Annotated in this window: 15 protein-coding genes; 12 read left to right on the top strand and 3 right to left on the bottom strand. The window is 66.5% G+C overall.

The features are described 5' to 3' along the window. Positions 1-35: 35 nt before the first annotated feature. Complete coding sequence (locus GO999_RS21430) at positions 36-338, bottom strand: DUF2249 domain-containing protein (RefSeq protein WP_011004751.1); 303 nt, start codon at positions 336-338, stop codon at positions 36-38. A 276-nt stretch (positions 339-614) separates the two neighbouring features. On the opposite strand from GO999_RS21430, the gene nirK reads away from it, so the two are divergent. The 9 genes from nirK (at position 615) to GO999_RS21385 (ending at position 10749) form a co-directional block, all read left to right on the top strand. Further along, on the top strand, positions 615-2108 hold the full coding sequence (nirK, locus tag GO999_RS21425; protein ID WP_211906839.1) for a copper-containing nitrite reductase: 1494 nt from the start codon (positions 615-617) through the stop codon (positions 2106-2108). Between the two features lie 19 nt (positions 2109-2127). Continuing rightward, a complete protein-coding gene (locus GO999_RS21420) occupies positions 2128-2919 on the top strand; it encodes a formylglycine-generating enzyme family protein (protein WP_019719873.1) in 792 nt (263 codons plus the stop codon). After that, positions 2916-3500 carry an SCO family protein gene (locus GO999_RS21415; protein ID WP_016723579.1) on the top strand — a complete coding sequence of 195 codons (585 nt, stop codon included), beginning with the start codon at positions 2916-2918 and terminating at the stop codon, positions 3498-3500. Before GO999_RS21420 ends, GO999_RS21415 begins: the two co-directional genes overlap by 4 nt. 502 nt (positions 3501-4002) lie before the next feature. Then, the gene (locus GO999_RS21410) at positions 4003-4524 is read left to right on the top strand and encodes a Csu type fimbrial protein (protein WP_011004747.1); all 522 of its coding nucleotides are present in this window, start codon (positions 4003-4005) and stop codon (positions 4522-4524) included. 23 nt (positions 4525-4547) lie between these two features. Next, positions 4548-5297 carry a fimbrial biogenesis chaperone gene (locus GO999_RS21405; RefSeq protein ID WP_223259695.1) on the top strand — a complete coding sequence of 250 codons (750 nt, stop codon included), beginning with the start codon at positions 4548-4550 and terminating at the stop codon, positions 5295-5297. Then, positions 5297-7690, top strand: coding sequence for a fimbria/pilus outer membrane usher protein (locus GO999_RS21400; protein ID WP_211906838.1), 2394 nt, complete (start codon positions 5297-5299; stop codon positions 7688-7690). The genes GO999_RS21405 and GO999_RS21400 overlap by 1 nt, the downstream gene beginning before the upstream one ends. After that, positions 7687-8664 carry a Csu type fimbrial protein gene (locus GO999_RS21395; RefSeq protein WP_111374851.1) on the top strand — a complete coding sequence of 326 codons (978 nt, stop codon included), beginning with the start codon at positions 7687-7689 and terminating at the stop codon, positions 8662-8664. Before GO999_RS21400 ends, GO999_RS21395 begins: the two co-directional genes overlap by 4 nt. Positions 8665-8914: 250 nt before the next feature. Then, positions 8915-10132, top strand: a complete 1218-nt coding sequence (locus tag GO999_RS21390; RefSeq protein WP_011004743.1) for a cation:proton antiporter domain-containing protein — start codon at positions 8915-8917, stop codon at positions 10130-10132. Positions 10133-10194: 62 nt separating this feature from the next. Beyond that, positions 10195-10749 carry an NADPH-dependent FMN reductase gene (locus GO999_RS21385; protein ID WP_011004742.1) on the top strand — a complete coding sequence of 185 codons (555 nt, stop codon included), beginning with the start codon at positions 10195-10197 and terminating at the stop codon, positions 10747-10749. Positions 10750-11446: 697 nt separating this feature from the next. Here the strand turns inward: GO999_RS21385 and GO999_RS21380 are convergent. Next, the gene (locus tag GO999_RS21380; RefSeq protein WP_211906837.1) at positions 11447-11788 is read right to left on the bottom strand and encodes a hypothetical protein; all 342 of its coding nucleotides are present in this window, start codon (positions 11786-11788) and stop codon (positions 11447-11449) included. A gap of 290 nt (positions 11789-12078) precedes the next feature. Beyond that, entirely contained in the window at positions 12079-12420 is a 342-nt protein-coding gene (locus GO999_RS21375) for a hypothetical protein (protein WP_211906836.1), read from the bottom strand. 177 nt (positions 12421-12597) lie between these two features. On the opposite strand from GO999_RS21375, the gene GO999_RS21370 reads away from it, so the two are divergent. The 3 genes from GO999_RS21370 to GO999_RS21360 are packed head-to-tail and all read left to right on the top strand — an operon-like array spanning position 12598 to position 16775. Further along, the gene (locus tag GO999_RS21370) at positions 12598-14667 is read left to right on the top strand and encodes an iron-containing redox enzyme family protein (protein ID WP_211906835.1); all 2070 of its coding nucleotides are present in this window, start codon (positions 12598-12600) and stop codon (positions 14665-14667) included. Positions 14668-14706: 39 nt separating this feature from the next. Then, complete coding sequence (locus tag GO999_RS21365; RefSeq protein WP_016726390.1) at positions 14707-16548, top strand: carbamoyltransferase family protein; 1842 nt, start codon at positions 14707-14709, stop codon at positions 16546-16548. Between the two features lie 20 nt (positions 16549-16568). Then, entirely contained in the window at positions 16569-16775 is a 207-nt protein-coding gene (locus GO999_RS21360) for a hypothetical protein (RefSeq protein WP_016723573.1), read from the top strand. Positions 16776-16792 lie beyond the last annotated feature (17 nt).

Raw genomic sequence — 16792 nt, 5'->3', positions numbered from 1 at the left:
TCCTCGCAAGGATGCAGTGGGATGCGGTGGGACGATCAGGCGCCGCTGCAGCCGCCGCCGCAGCAATAGCCGGCGCTGGCGCCGGTGCTGGCGGCGGACGCCACCTTCGTGATGGCGACGCGCCACGTATGCGGGCCGCGCTCGACGTCGTCCCAGGTGAACTGGCCGGGCCGCTCGATCTGGAAATGCGAGCGCAGCGGATGCGGATCGTGGTCGCTGATCAGTTCCAGGCGCTGGCCGATGTCGAGCTCACCGAAGGCCGAGAAGATCAGCGGATGACGCTCGCGCGGCGCCAGCATGCGGAGGTCGAGTTGGATGGAGGGGACGGTCTGTTTCATGGGGACTCCGTTGAGGCTGTGTCGGCATCAAAAAGATGCATTGAGAATGCATCTATAGTAGTGATCGGAATCTGAAACACTATTGATGTATATCAGATACTTGTTTTGTGGGTATCTTGATGCCTGCCTTGCAGGCGGGGCCTGGCCCGGCTCCGCCATGCGGCATCGCTGGAATATCGTGGAGCGCCGATTCCCGTTTGCGCTGTGTCAAAGCTCGACTGGTCGCCGGCTCCTAACGTGGAGCAGACGACACACACCGACCAGCGGGAGAAAAAAATGAGCTGTCTTCAAGCGGTCCGCCGTCTGATGCGCGCGGGCCTGATTTCGGTGACGCTTGGTGTACTGCTGACGAGCGCGGCGGCCCAGGCAGCCAAGCTTCCCGGCGATTTCGGTCCGCCGCGCGGCGAGCCCATCCGCGCGGTGCTCACGAGTCCGCCCAACGTGCCGCCGCCGATCCACCGCAACTATCCGGCCAAGGTCATCGTGGAGCTGGAGGTGGTCGAGAAGGAAATGCCGATCTCCGAAGGGGTCAGCTACACCTTCTGGACCTTCGGCGGCACGGTGCCCGGCAGCTTCATCCGCGTGCGGCAGGGCGATACGGTGGAGTTCCACCTCAAGAACCACCCGGACAGCAATATGCCGCACAACATCGACCTGCACGGCGTGACCGGGCCGGGCGGCGGCGCGGCGTCGAGCTTCACCGCGCCGGGCCACGAATCGCAGTTCACCTTCAAGGCCCTCAATGAGGGGGTCTATGTCTACCACTGCGCCACGGCGCCGGTCGGCATGCATATCGCCAACGGCATGTATGGCCTGATCCTGGTCGAACCGCCGGAAGGCTTGCCCAAGGTGGACCACGAGTACTACGTGATGCAGGGCGATTTCTATACCACCGGCAAATACCGCGAGAAGGGCCCGCAGCCGTTCGACATGGAAAAGGCCATCGACGAGCGCCCGACCTACGTGCTCTTCAACGGCGCGGAAGGCGCGCTCACGGGCGACAAGGCGATGCATGCCAAGACCGGCGAGACGGTGCGCATCTTCGTCGGCAACGGCGGTCCCAACCTGGTGTCGAGCTTCCACGTGATCGGCGCCATCTTCGATCAGGTGCGCTACGAGGGCGGCACCAACGTGCAGAAGAATGTGCAGACCACGCTGATCCCCGCGGGCGGCGCGGCTGTCGTGAAGTTCACCGCCAGGGTGCCCGGCAGCTACGTGCTGGTCGACCACTCGATCTTCCGCGCCTTCAACAAGGGAGCGATGGCCATCCTCAAGATCGACGGTCCGGAAGACAAGCCGTTGTATTCCGGCAAGGAGCTCGATGCGGTGTACCTGGGCGACCGTGCCGGCCCCAACCTGTCGGCCGTCACCCGGGCGGCGCAGGCGTCGGCATCCGGCACGCTGTCGATGCAGGATCAGGTGCAGGCCGGCCGCGCGCTGTTCGCGGGGACCTGCTCGGTGTGCCACCAGAGCAACGGAACGGGGCTGCCCGGCGTGTTTCCGCCGCTGGCCAAGTCGGACTTCCTGGCGGCGGACCCGAAGCGGGCGGTGAGCATCGTGCTGCACGGCCTGAACGGCAAGATCAAGGTGAATGGCCAGGAATACGATTCCGTGATGCCGCCGATGACGCAGCTCAACGATGACGAGGTCGCCAACATCCTGACCTATGTGCTCAACAGCTGGGACAACCCGGGCGGCCGCGTCAGCGCGGAAGACGTCAAGAGGATCCGTGCCCAGCCCGCACCGGCCAAGGCCGTGGCCGAGCACTGATTGCGGCAGCGTGACCGCCATGGCTCGCCTGACCTCGCGCATCGCAGCCGTGCTGGCGGCGTTGGCCAGCGCCGCCGCACAGGGCGCCGCCTACGTGCGGCTGCCCGGCGGCGATTTCGACAGCGTGCTGCCGCAGAACGCGCCGGGCCAGCCGCAGCGGGTGCGCATCGAACCCTTCGAGCTGCGCGCCACGCCCGTCACCGTCGCGGATTTCCAGGCCTTCCTGCAGGCCCATGAAGCCTGGCGCCGCGACCGCGTGCCCGAGGTTTTTGCCGGCCCCGCCTACCTGGCCGATTGGGCCGACGCGCTGCACCCGGCCCCGCAGGCATCGCCGCAAGCGCCGGTGACGGGCGTGAGCTGGTTTGCCGCGCGCGCCTACTGCGAGAGCGAGGGCGCGCGCCTGCCGACCTGGCTGGAATGGGAGTCGGCCGCCGCGGCCGACGCCACCCGCGCCGATGCGCGCGACGACCCGCAATGGCGCCAGCGCATCCTGACCTGGTACGAGCGGCCGGCGGCGCGCGTGCTGCCGCCGGTCGGCGGGCCGCCGGACGTGCATGGCGTGCGTGACCTGCATGGCCTGATCTGGGAGTGGGTCGACGATTTCAACGCGCTGTTCATCAGCGGCGACAGCCGCACGCAGGGCGATCCGGACAAGCAGAAGTTCTGCGGCGCCGGCGCCATCAGCATCGTGCGGCGCGACAGCTACGCCGTGCTGATGCGTGTAGCGCTGCTGTCTTCCCTCGGTGGCGCGGATGCCACGGGTAGCCTGGGCTTCCGCTGCGCCAGAACCCTCAATGGAGACCCTCCATGACACTTCTCAATCGCATCCGCCGTGCCCTGCTGGCACTGCTGCTGGCGGGCACGGCTGCTGGCGCGCAGGCCGCGGGGCCGCTTGCTGCCGGCTCGCTGTATGCATCCGGCGCGGCGCTGACCGACCAGAGCGGCCGCGTCTTCCACCTGGCCGACCTGCGCGGCGAGCCGGTGCTCGTCAGCATGTTCTATTCATCGTGCAGCATGGTCTGCCCGATGATCTTCGAGACCATCCGCGCGACGCTGGACAAGGGCGGCAAGTCCGCGCGCGACGGCGTGCGGGTGCTGATGATCACGGTCGATCCTGAACGCGATTCCGTCGCCGTGCTCAAGAAGACCGCTGCCGACCACGGCGCGGACGACCGCTGGCAGCTGGCCCGCGCAGACAGCAGCGGTACGCGCTCGATTGCCGCGCTGCTGGGCATCCAGTACCGGCGCCTAGCGGACGGCGACTTCAATCACTCCAGCACGATCGTCCTGCTCGATGCGCAAGGCCGCATCAACGCCCGCACCAATACCCTCGGCGCGACCGACCCGAAGCTGGTCCAGGCGATGCGCAAACTGCTGGGTGCCGAGCGCTGAACCAACGTATTGCCCGATCCGCGCCGTCTTGCCGAAGGCGCGGCGGCGCATCTGTCGCCGATTGCAAAGGCACAAGCTTTGCGTTTCGAATATCAGAATGAGGGCATATCGAATCCATGATGCCGTCGATTCCCGAGGCTCATCTTCATCGATTGAGATCGGGAATTCAGATTTGTTTTGTACTGGCCTGAATTGAAATTCAATGATGTCGCGCCAAGGTCAACCGCAGGCGACCGGTTGCTTGCGCTGAACACGGCTTCAAGAGGTTGGGCCAGCCTTGCTGCGGCTTGCTTCGAAGACCGGCCAAGCCACCGTTGCCCACCAACGAACGGATCAGAGACCGCGCTGTCTCGCGCGACGGCACGATCGCACCCGTGTACTTGAAACCGCACATGAATTGACTAAGGTAAGAGAGCTTCGTGATTTAAATAAGGAGTGCGCGGCTTGGGCTTGATTTTGCAAGTGCCCGCGCAAGTCAATATTTCTCTGCAGAGGGGTAGGGATGCGTCCATTTCGCGTGGTCTCACGCAGGTTATCGTCTTCTCCGCGCGTGCTCGTGTTGATGGCGGCATTGCTTGTTTTCCCGGAATGGCTGTCGGCCGCCACCAAGACGACCACCTTCACCGTCTCGCTCACGCTGCAGGCGGATTGCTCCATCAGCGCCAACGCGCTGAACTTCGGCACCCAGGGCGTGCTCGCGGCCAACGTGGATCAGACCGCAACCCTGAGCGTGACCTGCAGCAATACCGCGCCGTACAACGTCGGCTTCGATGCCGGCACCACCACGGGTTCGACCATCGCCGCGCGGTTGCTGGCGGGCTCCGGCGCGGCCACCGTCGGGTTCCAGCTCTACAGTGACAGCGCGCGGACCCAGATCTGGGGCAACACCGTCGGCACCGACACGGTCAGCGGCACCGGCTCCGGCACCGCGCAGGTCTTGACCGTCTACGGTCGCGTGCCGTCGCAGAACTCCCCGGCGGCCGGCACCTACAGCACCACGATCACGGCCACCATCACGTTCTGACGTTGCGCAGCCTCGCGCCTGTCTTGCTTGCGCACAGCGCCGGCGCCGCGATGCGGTGGCGGCGCGCGTGCGCCTGGCTGGTGCTGCTGATGGGCACGTTCGCGCCGCTCGCGGCGGGCGCAGCGGCGCTGCAGATTTCACCGATCCGGCTCGACCTTCTCCCGGGGCAAAGCGCCGGCAGCCTCACGCTGCGCAATCGCGGCACGCAGCCGCTCAACGCGCAGGTGCGCGTGTTCCGCTGGACGCAGGATGCCGAAGGCGACCGTCTGGAGCCGGCTCCAGCGCTGGTCGCCAGCCCGCCCATCGTGCAGATTTCGGGCGAGGGCGAGCAGCTCGTGCGCGTGGTCCTCACGCAGCCGGCCGCAGGCAACGATGAGCAGACCTATCGGCTCCTCATCGACGAACTGCCCGAGCGCCGCCCGCAGGCGCAGACAGGCGTGACGATGCAGCTGCGCTACTCGGTGCCGGTGTTCGTCAACGCCAGCACCGGGGCACCGCCCCGGCTCAGTGCCGCGCTGCGGCGCGATGGCGGGCGGACCCTGCTGGTGGTTCGCAATCCGGAAGCGCGTCACGCGCAGCTCGCCGACGTGTCGATCGAATGGAGCGATGGGACGCGCAGCCCGCTGACCGCGGGCCTGCTCGGCTATGCCCTGGGCGGCGCGACGCGCGCCTGGCCGGTGGCCGACGCGCGCGCGGCCCGCGCCGTGCCACGGCGGTTGCGGGCCCAGGTCAACGGTGTCGCGGTTGAGATTCCGCTTGCGCGCACCGAGTGATGGGCAGCGCCGGCAAGCGTGGCCGCCACCTCGTGGCGGCAGGATGCGGCATCGTGCTGGCCACCCTGCAGACCGCGCAGGCCGGTGCGCTGGCGCCGGCACAGGCGGATCCGGTTGCGCTGCTGGCCGCCGCCCGTCCCGATGCGCCGCTGCCCGCCGCTGGCACGGACGATCTCTACCTGGAGGCCATCATCAACGGCACACCGACCCATACCATCGCGCGACTGCGCTTGCGTGATGGACGGTTGTCGGCCGCCGCCGGCGAATTGCGCGCGCTGGGCATCCGCATCGACGACCTGCAGCCGGACGCGAACGGTCTGGTCGCGCTCGACGGCGTTGCCGGGCTGCGCTACACCTACGAGGTCCGCGCGCAGCAGGTTCGCTTCGTCCTGGACGACGCACGCCGCGTGCCCGACGTGCTGACGGTGCACGCGCGTCCGCGCGTGCCGCCCACCAGCGGCACCGGCCTGGTGCTCAACTACGATGCCTACCTGCAGCCGACCACGCCGGGCGGGGACGGCGCAAGCCTGGGGGTGTTCAGCGAGCAACGCTTCTTCCATCCGGGTGGGGTGTTCTCCAACAGCGGGGTCGCGCTGGCCGCGCGCGGCGCGGACCGCTACACCCGCCTCGAGACCAGCTGGTCGCACGCGGACCCCGAGCGGCTGACCACACTGCGCCTGGGCGACACCGTGACCGCGGCGCTGGGCTGGAGCCGCGCGGTGAGGCTGGGCGGCGTGCAGTGGCAGCGCAACTTCGATCTGCGCCCGGACGTCGTCACGTATCCGCTGCCGTTGCTGAGCGCCAGCGCGGCCGTGCCGACCGCCGTGGATCTGTATGTCAACAACGTGCGCCAGTTCAGCGGGCAGGCGAGGGGCGGGCCGTTCGTGCTCAATGCGGCGCCGGCCGTCACGGGCGCGGGGCAGGCCGTGATCGTCGTCAAGGATGCGCTCGGGCGCGACGTGGTGACGTCGGTGCCGCTCTACATCGATACAGGGCTGCTGGCTGCGGGATTGTCCGACTACGCCGTCGAAGCCGGCTTCCTGCGCAACCAGTACGGTGTGCACACATTCGACTACGCGCGGAGTCCGGCGCTCAGCGCGTCGCTGCGCTACGGCCTGAGCGGCAGCCTGACGCTGGAGAGCCACGCCGAGGCCGCGCGCGGGCTCGCCAATCTCGGCGCCGGCATGCGCACCCGCTTGGGGCAGGCGGGCGTGGTCTCGGGGGCGGCATCGGTCGCGCGGGGCGGCGACGCGTCTGGCGCGCAAGGCTCGCTCGGCTACCAGTACCGCGCGCCGGGGATCGCGATCGACCTGCAGGGCACGCGCACCTTCGGCACGTACCAGGATTTGGCCAGCACGGCCGGCGCGCCGTTCTACCGCTCGCTGCTGCGGGGCACGGTGTCGCGCCCGGTCGGCCGCACCGGCAGCGTCGCGCTCAGCTATATCGGCTTGTCGGTTCCGGGCTCGGACCGCTCGCGTATCGTCTCGCTGTCGTATGCCGCGCTGCTCGGGCGGGATCTTTCGCTGAGCGCCAGCGCGTATCAGGACCTGGCCGACAGCCGTGCCCGCGGTGTGCTGCTCACGTTCAGCATGGCGCTGGGCCGCGACGCCAACGCCGCCGCGAGCGTCGGCAGCGATCACGGGCGTGCCGAGGCCACCGTCAGCGCGGTGCGCACGCCCGACTATGCCGGCGGCTTCGGCTGGCAGCTCCAGTCGGGCCGGTCCGGCGCGCAGCGCCGCTCGCTGGCGCAGGTCAACTACCGTGGCCGCTACGGCGATGCGTTCGCCGCCGTGCAGGAGATCAACGGCCAGGCCAGCACCGCGCTGGATGCGGCCGGCTCGCTGGTGCTGATGGACGGCGCGGTGCTGCCGGGCCGCCGCATCAACGATGCCTTCGCGCTGGTCACCACCGAAGGCATGGCCGATGTGCCGGTCACCTTCGAGAACCGGCTGATGGGCCGCACCAACGCACAGGGGCACCTGCTCGTGCCCGATCTCGTCGCCTACGAGAACAACCGCGTGGCGATCGACCCGCTGGCCTTGCCGATCAACGCGCGGCTGGCGGCAAGCGCCGCCACGCTGGCGCCCACCGACCGTTCGGGCGTGCTGGTGCACTTTCATGTCGAGACGTTCCGGGGCGCGCAACTGCGGCTGGTGGACGCACTGGAGCAGCCGCTGCCGGCCGGCAGCCACGCCACCCTCGAGCGAACCGGCGCACGCTACCCGATCGGCTACGACGGCCTGGCCTTCATTGATGCGCTGGAGACCGAGGACATCGTGCGCGTGGACGACGTGGACCCGCCCTGTGCGGCGCACGTCGTCTATCCCGCCGATGCCGGCGCGCTGCCGACGCTCGGTCCGCTGCGCTGCATGCCATGGGAGGCGGCGCCTTGACCCGCTTCTCGCCATGGCGCCGGCCGGTGGCATGCGTGCTGGTGCTGCTCGCGCAGATGCCCCTGGGGGCGTCGGCACAATCGTGCTCCGTGGCCTCGGCCAGCCTCAACTTCGGCTCCATCAGCCCGGTGCAGGCCGGCAACACCGACACCAGCACCACGCTCACCGTCAGTTGCAGCGGCTTTCTGCTGCAGGGCACGGTGGCACGGGCCTGCCTGAACCTGGGCGTCGGCAGCGGCGACACCGGCATCTCGCCGCGTGTGCTCAGCGCTGGCGCCAACCAGCTTCAGTACAACCTGTATGCCGATAGCGCGCGCAGCGTCGTCTGGGGCGGGCGCACCACACCGGCCACGCCGGCCATCCAGGTCGACGTCTCGCTCGGCCTGCTGGGCTTCGGCTCGGCCACCGTCACGGTCTACGGACGCGTGCCGGGCGGGCAGACCACGGTGCCGGCGGGCGCCTACACCCAGAGTTTTTCGGGCACGGCCGCAACGGTGTATGCGCTGCCCAATCCCGGCTCGACCACCTGCTCGTCCATTACCTCCAACCCGACCACGTTCTCGCTGAGCACCAGCGCAACCCTCGTCAGCGACTGCCTGATCGGCGCGACCAACCTGGACTTCGGTACGGCCGGACTGCTCACCTCGGCGCTCACCGCAAGCAGCGCCATCACGCTCAACTGCACGAACCAGACGCCCTGGACGCTGGCCCTATCGGCGGGGTCCGGATCGGGTGCGACGGTTTCCGGCCGGCTGCTCACGCGCGGCGGCGACACGCAGACGGTCGGCTACAACCTTTACACCAGCAGCGCCTATACGACGGCCTGGGGCGATGGCACCGGCGGCTCGGCCACCGTCGCGGGCACGGGCACGGGGCTGGCGCAGAGCACCACGGTGTTCGGGCGCGTGCCCGCGCAGACCACGCCCCGGGCCGGCACGTACACCGACACCATCATCGTGACGGTGACCTACTAGGGGCATCGTGCGCGAGGTACGAGACCAGGCGGTTTGATTGGATGCGCGCGCCTGGATCGAGCGGCGGCTTGGAGGCTGGCGATGCACCGCTGTCCGACCGTCGGGGACTTGCCCCAGGTAGGGGCTCACGCATCCCTTATAGTGGGTGCGCGACATTCGCGTGACGTAGGCTGAACAAATCGTCGTATCGTCGGTCGGATGACTGCGCCGGCTGCGCGCTTCCCCAACACGCCCCGCCTCCAAGGACCCCATGCACGCAGACACCCCGCTTCTCTCCACCATCATCGGCGGCATCGTGCTGGCCTTCGTTCTCGGCACGATCGCGCAGCGCCTACGGCTGCCGCCGCTGGTGGGCTACCTGTGCGCGGGGGTGATGGCCGGGCCGTTCACGCCCGGCTTCGTGGCCGACCAGAGCCTGGCGCCGCAGCTGGCCGAGCTGGGCGTGATCCTGCTGATGTTCGGGGTGGGGCTGCATTTCTCGATGAAGGAACTGCTGGCCGTCAAGTCCATCGCCATCCCCGGGGCCATCGGGCAGATCGCGCTGGCGACGCTGATGGGCATGGGGCTGGCCTGGTTGCTGGGTTGGGCGTGGGGCCCGGGCCTGGTGTTCGGGCTGGCGCTGTCGGTGGCGAGCACGGTGGTGCTGCTCAAGGCACTGGAAGACCGCGGCATCGAGGGCTCGCACGAGGGCCATATCGCCGTCGGCTGGCTGATCGTCGAAGACCTGGTGATGGTGGTGGCGCTGGTGCTGCTGCCCGCGCTGGCCGGTGTGCTGGGCGGCGCCGGCAGCACCGCGGTGGGCTGGTGGGACTTGACCGAGGTGCTGGCGGTCACGCTGGGCAAGGTGGTGGCCTTTGCCGCGCTGATGCTGGTGGTGGGCCGCCGCGTGATTCCGTGGATGCTTGAGCGCATCGTGCGGACCGGCAGCCGCGAACTGTTCCGCCTGGGCGTGCTGGCGACCGCGCTGGGCGTGGCCTATGGGGCGACGGTGCTGTTCGGCGTGTCGTTCGCGCTGGGCGCCTTCTTCGCCGGTATGGTGCTGGCCGAATCCGAATTCAGCCAGCGCGCGGCCGAAGAGTCGCTGCCGCTGCGCGATGCGTTTGCCGTGCTGTTCTTCGTGTCGGTCGGGATGCTGTTCGATCCGCGCGTGCTGATCGACGACACCTGGGCGGTGCTCGGCACGGTGCTGATCGTGGTGCTGGGCAAGTCGCTCGCGGCATTTGCCGTGGTGCGCGCCTTCGGCCACCCGGCCCGCACGGCGCTGACGATTTCCGCCAGCCTTGCGCAGATCGGCGAATTCTCGTTCATCCTGATCGGCCTGGGGATCGGCCTCGAGATTCTGCCGGCGCGGGCGCGGGGCCTGCTGCTGGCGGCGGCCATCCTGTCGATCCTGCTGAACCCGCTGATGTTCGCGTTGATCGACCGCCTCAAGCGCGAGGTGCCGGCCGAACCGGCGCCGGCCGACTAGCGGCTGACGGCGGCTGCTTTCCCCCGGGTGTCCCCTGAACCTTTCCGGAGCGAGGAGTCTTCATGAGCAATCTGAATATCGGTGTGATCATCGGCAGCCTGCGCAAGGCTTCGTTCAACCGTCAGCTGGCGCATGCGCTGGTCGGGCTGCTGCCGGCGGACGACACGGCGACGCTGATCGACATCGGCGATCTGCCCCTCTACAACCAGGACCTGGACGGCAACCTGCCCGACAGCGTGCAGCGATTCAAGGCCGAGGTGGCCGGCGTGGATGCCCTGCTGTTCGTCACGCCGGAATACAACCGCGGCATGCCGGGCGTGCTGAAGAACGCGATCGATTGGGGTTCGCGGCCGTACGGCCAGAGCGTATGGGGCGGCAAGCGCGCGGCGATTGCCGGGGCCTCACCGGGTGCGATCGGCACCGCACTCGCGCAGGCGCAGCTGCGCAACGTCCTGTCGGCGGTCGGCGTGCAGATCCTGCCGTTGCCGGAGGTCTTCTTTCACTACGCGGGAGAGCCCTTCGATGCCCAGGGCGGGGTGACGGAGGCGCGGACGCGCCAGTTCTTGCAGGGGTTTGTCGACCGATTCGTCCAGTGGGCGGGCCAGGCGCGCGCCTGACGAATCGACCGACAAGGGGGGGGATTTCAAGGCCGGGCGGGGTGTTCCTGCTCGGCCGTCTTGCTTGGCGGGGCTCAGGCCAGGAAAGCGGCTGCGCTGATCAGCCAGCCTGCTGCAACGCAGCTTGCAATCCAGGCGGCCATCACGGCGCCGATATCCAACCATTTCATGATTGTTCTCCTTACAACACTTGCACTACCTGTCCAGGCAATCGATGTCCGGACAACTGGCCTGAAGTTTAGATGTTGCAGTGCGGAAGAACAATATGGTTGGGGGTGAACAGACTGTTCCAAAGGTAACAACAAATTTCAAATATTGCCGATGGATGCTGCGTGACCCATGCGGGCGCCCGAAATGTTCGAGCCTGGCGCCACCATGCCGGTTGGCGGCTGCACTGTTGCGGCAGGAGGGGCGTGCCAAGGCAGGGCCCCAGGCTGTGCCGGGAAAACACTGGAAGCTTGACGTTTCAGGGATTGTCCATCGTCGAGATTCTAAAGTGTGGACCAAGAATCACCTTAAAGGAAGGGCACGATGGACGTGTTTGACGGTCTGGGTCCCGCAGCGTGAGAGCACTCTCGTTGGCAGGCTTTGAACCTCTCGGCTTGCGGTGACCGTTTTCTGGGGCGGCAACGCATCCGGGTCGCTCTCACGATACGGTCGTTTCCAACCGGTTACGGCGTCTTTCCTTCCGCGTAGATCAAATGGAGCCGTGATCTGCCGGTAGGACAAGTCCTAGCGCCACATCCGGCACAGCCTTGATGGTTTGAATGGCGCGCTGTCGTGGTTGCATGTCCTGCGAAGCCTGGCATTCGCCCGGCCACAGGCCCCACCCGGCATCGCGTCGCTGCCTGATGTGCCGGGGGAGCGTTTGCCGCCGAGCCGCACGGTGCTGGGGGAATGGACTGGTCGCGCCAAGCGGATTGCGTCGCAAAAGCTCAAGACAAACAGCCAGCGCCACATGGCGCATGCGCCGGAGCTGGGGGCTGGTCAATGGTAAGGCGCGCAAATCCCACGGGTTCAGCTTGACGGTGTCGATCATGACGACTTTCAAGGAAGGCTGTGCCCGGGGCACGGGCTCGATGCTAGGCCGTCCTGGTGACGGTCGTACGCTGACTGGAATGATTAAGCAATGTTAATAATATGAGTTTTGCAAAATTTTCACGTGCGATTCGTGTGTGGGCATGTCGCGATGAATTTGACGGCGTTAGCGCATGATCCAATGGCGAACGGGGGGTGGCAATGGCATGCGGATTTTCATCGATTGAGATGGGCATATTGCATATTGTAAATACGGATTCATTGATTGCGAAAAACAGCTTTCAATAAATTTCATTTGATGGGATGGAAGTGGTGAAAGAAATTGCAGATAGCATGCCGCACCGCATCCACGTACCCCCCACACACATGACGCCATGTTTCCTCCCCAAGCCTGACGCATTGCTGTCGGCTGCGCGGCAAGTACTCGAAAACAGGCTCCAAAAAAGGCCTAACCCATTGGTTTAAAAGAACATATTGCGGCGATTTGCTGGGCGGTTTCCTTCGGGTGGAGTGGGTGGGGTCGCTGATGCCGGCAGGGTCCGTTTGGAAATGCGTGGGCGCCGGCGAAAACAGGATCAGCAGCGTCGCTAGGCCAGATTCGGGTACCCAGTTTGCCGAAATGGTCAGGTACATGATGCTGAAGCCGTTGTCTCTTGCCTGTATCGCGCCATTTCCAAATGGGCATCCCGGATGCCACCGTGCTCATCCAATATCCAATCAGACTGCCGACGGCAAATGCAATCGGCCACGAGCCATTGGCCCCGACATGCAGCCGCATTGCGGCTCTGTTCGCAGAAAGGAAGGCGAGACATGGGACAAGCCATGAGTTACCCGGCGTTTTGTACGCGCCTGATTGACCTGGAGGAGGGGGCCGGCGGAACGCTTGCCAGCGCGCAGGCTTGGCTCGATGTTTTGCATCGGCAGGATGTCGTGCCGCCGCTCAGGCAAGGTGGGTTGTCCGCATGGCTGGAAGACACCCGGCTGATTTGCCGATCGACCGGAACGCATTCGCCGCTGGAGCCCTCGGAGGCGGAAAGCCTGCGCATCCTGGTGCGCTATGCCCCGCTCGGGCTGCTTGCCGGCTGCGTGCTGCAAAATTTCGCACAACCCGCGAATTGCCATTTGCCGCTGGCCGCGCATGCGCATGCCGCTCACGCGCTCTTGGTCGGGAGCGGCCAATACAGCGGCAATCTGGCCGTGCTGTTTCGCCAGTGCCTGGAGCAGACTGGTCTGTTCCTGCCACCGGTCGGTTCCGCGCTCTATCAGGATCACCGGCAAGTGCCGGAGCACGCCTGGTGCCTGTCCGCTTATCGCTTGAGCCTGGCTTCGTTTCCGGAACAGTACCAAGCTGAAATTCTCGGGGCGGCGTGGTTCGAATGCCTGCTTGGTGTGCCGGACCTGGTCGGTGCCGCGCAAGCGGCTCTTGCACCGACTTCGGACTTGGTGACGAGGCTGGACCAGCGATACGCGTCTGCCCAGGCGTGCCTGGAAGCCGCGCTGAAGGTCGCCTGCGAGGGCGAGGATGCGCAGGCGGTGCTGGTCCGCGTCCATGCCGGATTTTCCGTATCACACAACCTGTTTTGCGACTGGCTGCATCACTGCAGGCAGGATCTCGAAGCGGGGCGCCGGCATCCGGCTCGCGCCATGGTGCAACTGGTTCGCGATAAGGGGCGGTTTGCCGCCGGCTATCACGGCAAGCTCAAGCTGGCCAAGCAGCCGTTCGACGAACTGATCGTGCAGGACGCAGAGCGCTTCGTGGAGGCGCTCGGCCAGTCGCGCTGGGTGAGCCCGGGCCGGCCCGACGACAGCCTGCTGGTGACGCGGCTGCTGGCCTTCGGTGGCCCGATGTTCCGTGTGTTCTCTGAGCCGGAGGAGGCGGTGATCCGCGATTGGATCCGCGGCCTCGATCAGCCCGCGATCGCGGGGGCGATCGACAGCGACGGCATGCGCGTCGCGCCGCCCCTGTCGCTGGCCTCGCCGCCGGTACCGCCTGACCCGGGCTTACCGGTACGAGAGATGTATTACCGCTTGCTGAATCCGGAGCGGCACCCGCAGATTCGACAGGCGGCGGCCGCGTTCTGCAGCAACTGGCTGGCGCGCAGCGCCCGGGGCATGTTCAAGGGGAGCAACGCGCTGCCGTTCGACACGTATTCACACCGGGCCTTGCGCGCTTGGTTCGAAGCGCGTGCCGCTGCCCAGGTGCGGTCGTATTCGGCGGATGCGGACCCCACGGACAAGAGCCGTGACGACGTGATCGACGAGGCGCTGCAACTGTGCCCGATGATCCTGATCGATGGCGCGTGGCTGCAGCGGTGGACCAATGCCGGACTGGTCGACAGTCCGATCGGTGCGCTGCTGTACAAGATTCTTTCGGATGAAATCGGCAATGGCGACCCAGCGCTGAACCACCCCAACATCTACCGCGCGCTGATGGCGCAGATGGGCGTTGGTCTGCCGGATTTCCGCAGCCGGGAATTCGCTTCCTTCGCTCGATTCACCGATGCGGCGTTCGAGGTCCCGGTGTTCTGGCTCAGCGTTTCGCTGTTTCCGCATCGCTACCTGCCCGAAACGCTGGGACTGAATCTGGCGATGGAGTTGTCGGGGGTGGGCGGTGCCTACCGCACCGCGCGCGACGAGCTGCGCGAGCACGGTTTCAGCACCCTGTTCGTCGATCTCCACAACACGATCGACAACGTGTCGACCGGCCATTCGGCGATGGCGCTGGACGCGATCGAGATGCGCATGGACCAGGTGCTGTGCAGCGGCAATCCGCAACAGGTGCGAAGCGAATGGCATCGCATCTGGACGGGCTTCCGCGCGCTCGCCGCTCCCCCGCGCGGATGGCGCGAATGGCTGCAGCCCGCCCGCTATGCGCACTGACCCCTCGTCTGCAACCGATTCTTTGGCAAAGGTGCTTCTTTGAATTCCTACATTCTCGGCCTCTCCTGTGGCTACCATGACAGCGCCGCCAGCTTGCTGCACAACGGCAGCATCATTGCCGCGGCGCAGGAGGAGCGGTTCACCCGTGTCAAACAGGATGCGCGCTTTCCGCGAAACGCCATCCAATATTGCCTGCGCGAGGCCGGCATTGGCCTGGGCGCCGTGGACGCCGTCTACTACTACGAGAACCCCGACAAGAAATTCGACCGGATCGCGCAGACCTACCTGAACTTCGGCTTGCACGGCCTGAAGTCTTTCGTGCAGGAAATGCCGGACTGGCTGTTCAGCAAGCGTTTTGTGAAGCGCACGCTGCGCAGCGAACTGCAGCCGTTGCTGCCGGCAGGCGCCTCCATGCCGCGGCTGGCATACATCGACCACCATGAGTCGCATGCGGCGGCGGCCTTCTTCCCAAGTCCGTTCCAGCAGGCTGCCGTGCTGTGCGTGGACGGCGTCGGCGAATGGGCGACCACCTCGGCGTGGCTGGGTGATGGTCACCGGATGACGCCGTTGTGGGAGATCCGGTTTCCCCATTCGCTTGGCCTTCTGTATTCCGCCATCACGTACTACTGCGGCTTCAAGGTCGACTCCGGCGAATACAAGCTGATGGGCCTGGCTCCGTACGGCCGCCCGGTGTATGCGCAGCAGATCCGCGATCACCTTATCGACGTCAAGGATGACGGCAGCTTCTGGCTGAACATGGAGTACTTCGACTATGCGGTCGGCGACTGCATGGTCAACGAGAAATTCTGCCGTCTGTTCGGCGGTCCGCGGCGTGAGCCAGAGAGCCTGATCACGCGGCGCGAATTCGATCTGGCCGCCTCGATCCAGGTGGTGCTGGAGGAGACCCTGCTGCGCCTGGCGCGCACGCTGCGCCGTCAGAGCGGCATGCGCAACCTGTGCATGGCGGGAGGAGTGGCACTGAACTGCGTGGCCAACGGCAAGCTGCTGGCCAGCGGCATTTTCGACCAGGTCTGGGTGCAGCCGGCGTCAGGCGATGCCGGCGGGGCGCTCGGTGCGGCCTTGGCCGGACATCATCTGCGCGAGGGCGCGCCGCGCCTGCCGCAAAGCGGCGACCGCATGCACGCCACGCTGCTGGGCTCCAGCTATGCCGATGCGGAGATCGCTTCGGCGCTGCGCACCCTCGGCGCGGTATACACGCGGCTCGACGACCAGACGCTGTGCGGGGATGTCGCCCGGCTGCTGGCCGATGGCCATGTTGTCGGCTGGTTCCAAGGGCGCATGGAGTTCGGCCCGCGCGCGCTCGGCTCGCGTTCGATTCTCGGCGATGCACGCAATCGCGAGATGCAGAGCGTGATGAACCTGAAGATCAAGAACCGCGAATCGTTCCGCCCGTTCGCGCCCGTGGTGCTCGAGGAGCACGTCGGCGAGTGGTTCGAACTGGACCGCAACAGTCCGTACATGCTGTTCGTGGTGGGTGTCAGCCCCGACAAGCGGCTGGAATTGAACACGCGGGATCAGGCCCTGGAGGGCATCGAGCTGCTCAAATGCATCCGCTCCGAGGTGCCTGCGGTCACGCACGTCGATTATTCCGCGCGGGTGCAGACCGTGGGCAAGGACGCCAATCCGCGCCTGCGCGAACTGCTGCAGGCCTTCCATGGGCTGACCGGATGCCCGGTGCTGGTCAACACCTCGTTCAACGTGCGCGGCGAGCCGATCGTGGAGAGCCCGGCCAATGCCTATCTGTGCTTCATGCGCACGCAGATGGACTACCTCGTCGTCGGCAACTACCTGATGAAGAAGTCCGACCAGCCGGCCCTGGTCGAGCACCACGACTGGCGCGAGGAATTCGCGCTGGACTGATCCCCGAAAGAGAGACCGAGATGATGCGCAACCCTTTGAGCAGCCTGCTTTTCGGCCTGGTGTTCCTGCTGGTTTTCATCCCGCTGGGCTGGCTGACCAGGCTGGCTGATCCGATGCAGCTGCGCAGACGCGCCAGCGGCAGTTATCTGCGTCTGCCGAGGTCGGATACGACGCCACCCGCGGCGGGCGCCGGCGTGGAAAACCCTGACCTGGCCAGCAAGGCCTGACTCCCGAGACCGCAATC

Source organism: Ralstonia nicotianae (assembly GCF_018243235.1).
GTDB lineage: Bacteria > Pseudomonadota > Gammaproteobacteria > Burkholderiales > Burkholderiaceae > Ralstonia > Ralstonia nicotianae.
The sequence above is the reverse complement of the archived record's forward strand: the minus strand, read 5'-3'. Positions and strand labels throughout refer to the sequence as shown.

Coding starts and splice junctions, on each gene's coding strand:
- GO999_RS21415 (WP_016723579.1), top strand. CDS start 2,916: ATGACACTTCTCAATCGCATCCGCCGTGCCCTGCTGGCACTGCTGCTG.
- GO999_RS21385 (WP_011004742.1), top strand. CDS start 10,195: ATGAGCAATCTGAATATCGGTGTGATCATCGGCAGCCTGCGCAAGGCT.
- GO999_RS21410 (WP_011004747.1), top strand. CDS start 4,003: ATGCGTCCATTTCGCGTGGTCTCACGCAGGTTATCGTCTTCTCCGCGC.
- GO999_RS21360 (WP_016723573.1), top strand. CDS start 16,569: ATGATGCGCAACCCTTTGAGCAGCCTGCTTTTCGGCCTGGTGTTCCTG.
- GO999_RS21375 (WP_211906836.1), bottom strand. CDS start 12,420: ATGTACCTGACCATTTCGGCAAACTGGGTACCCGAATCTGGCCTAGCG.
- GO999_RS21380 (WP_211906837.1), bottom strand. CDS start 11,788: ATGATCGACACCGTCAAGCTGAACCCGTGGGATTTGCGCGCCTTACCA.
- nirK (WP_211906839.1), top strand. CDS start 615: ATGAGCTGTCTTCAAGCGGTCCGCCGTCTGATGCGCGCGGGCCTGATT.
- GO999_RS21430 (WP_011004751.1), bottom strand. CDS start 338: ATGAAACAGACCGTCCCCTCCATCCAACTCGACCTCCGCATGCTGGCG.
- GO999_RS21400 (WP_211906838.1), top strand. CDS start 5,297: ATGGGCAGCGCCGGCAAGCGTGGCCGCCACCTCGTGGCGGCAGGATGC.
- GO999_RS21420 (WP_019719873.1), top strand. CDS start 2,128: ATGGCTCGCCTGACCTCGCGCATCGCAGCCGTGCTGGCGGCGTTGGCC.
- GO999_RS21370 (WP_211906835.1), top strand. CDS start 12,598: ATGGGACAAGCCATGAGTTACCCGGCGTTTTGTACGCGCCTGATTGAC.
- GO999_RS21390 (WP_011004743.1), top strand. CDS start 8,915: ATGCACGCAGACACCCCGCTTCTCTCCACCATCATCGGCGGCATCGTG.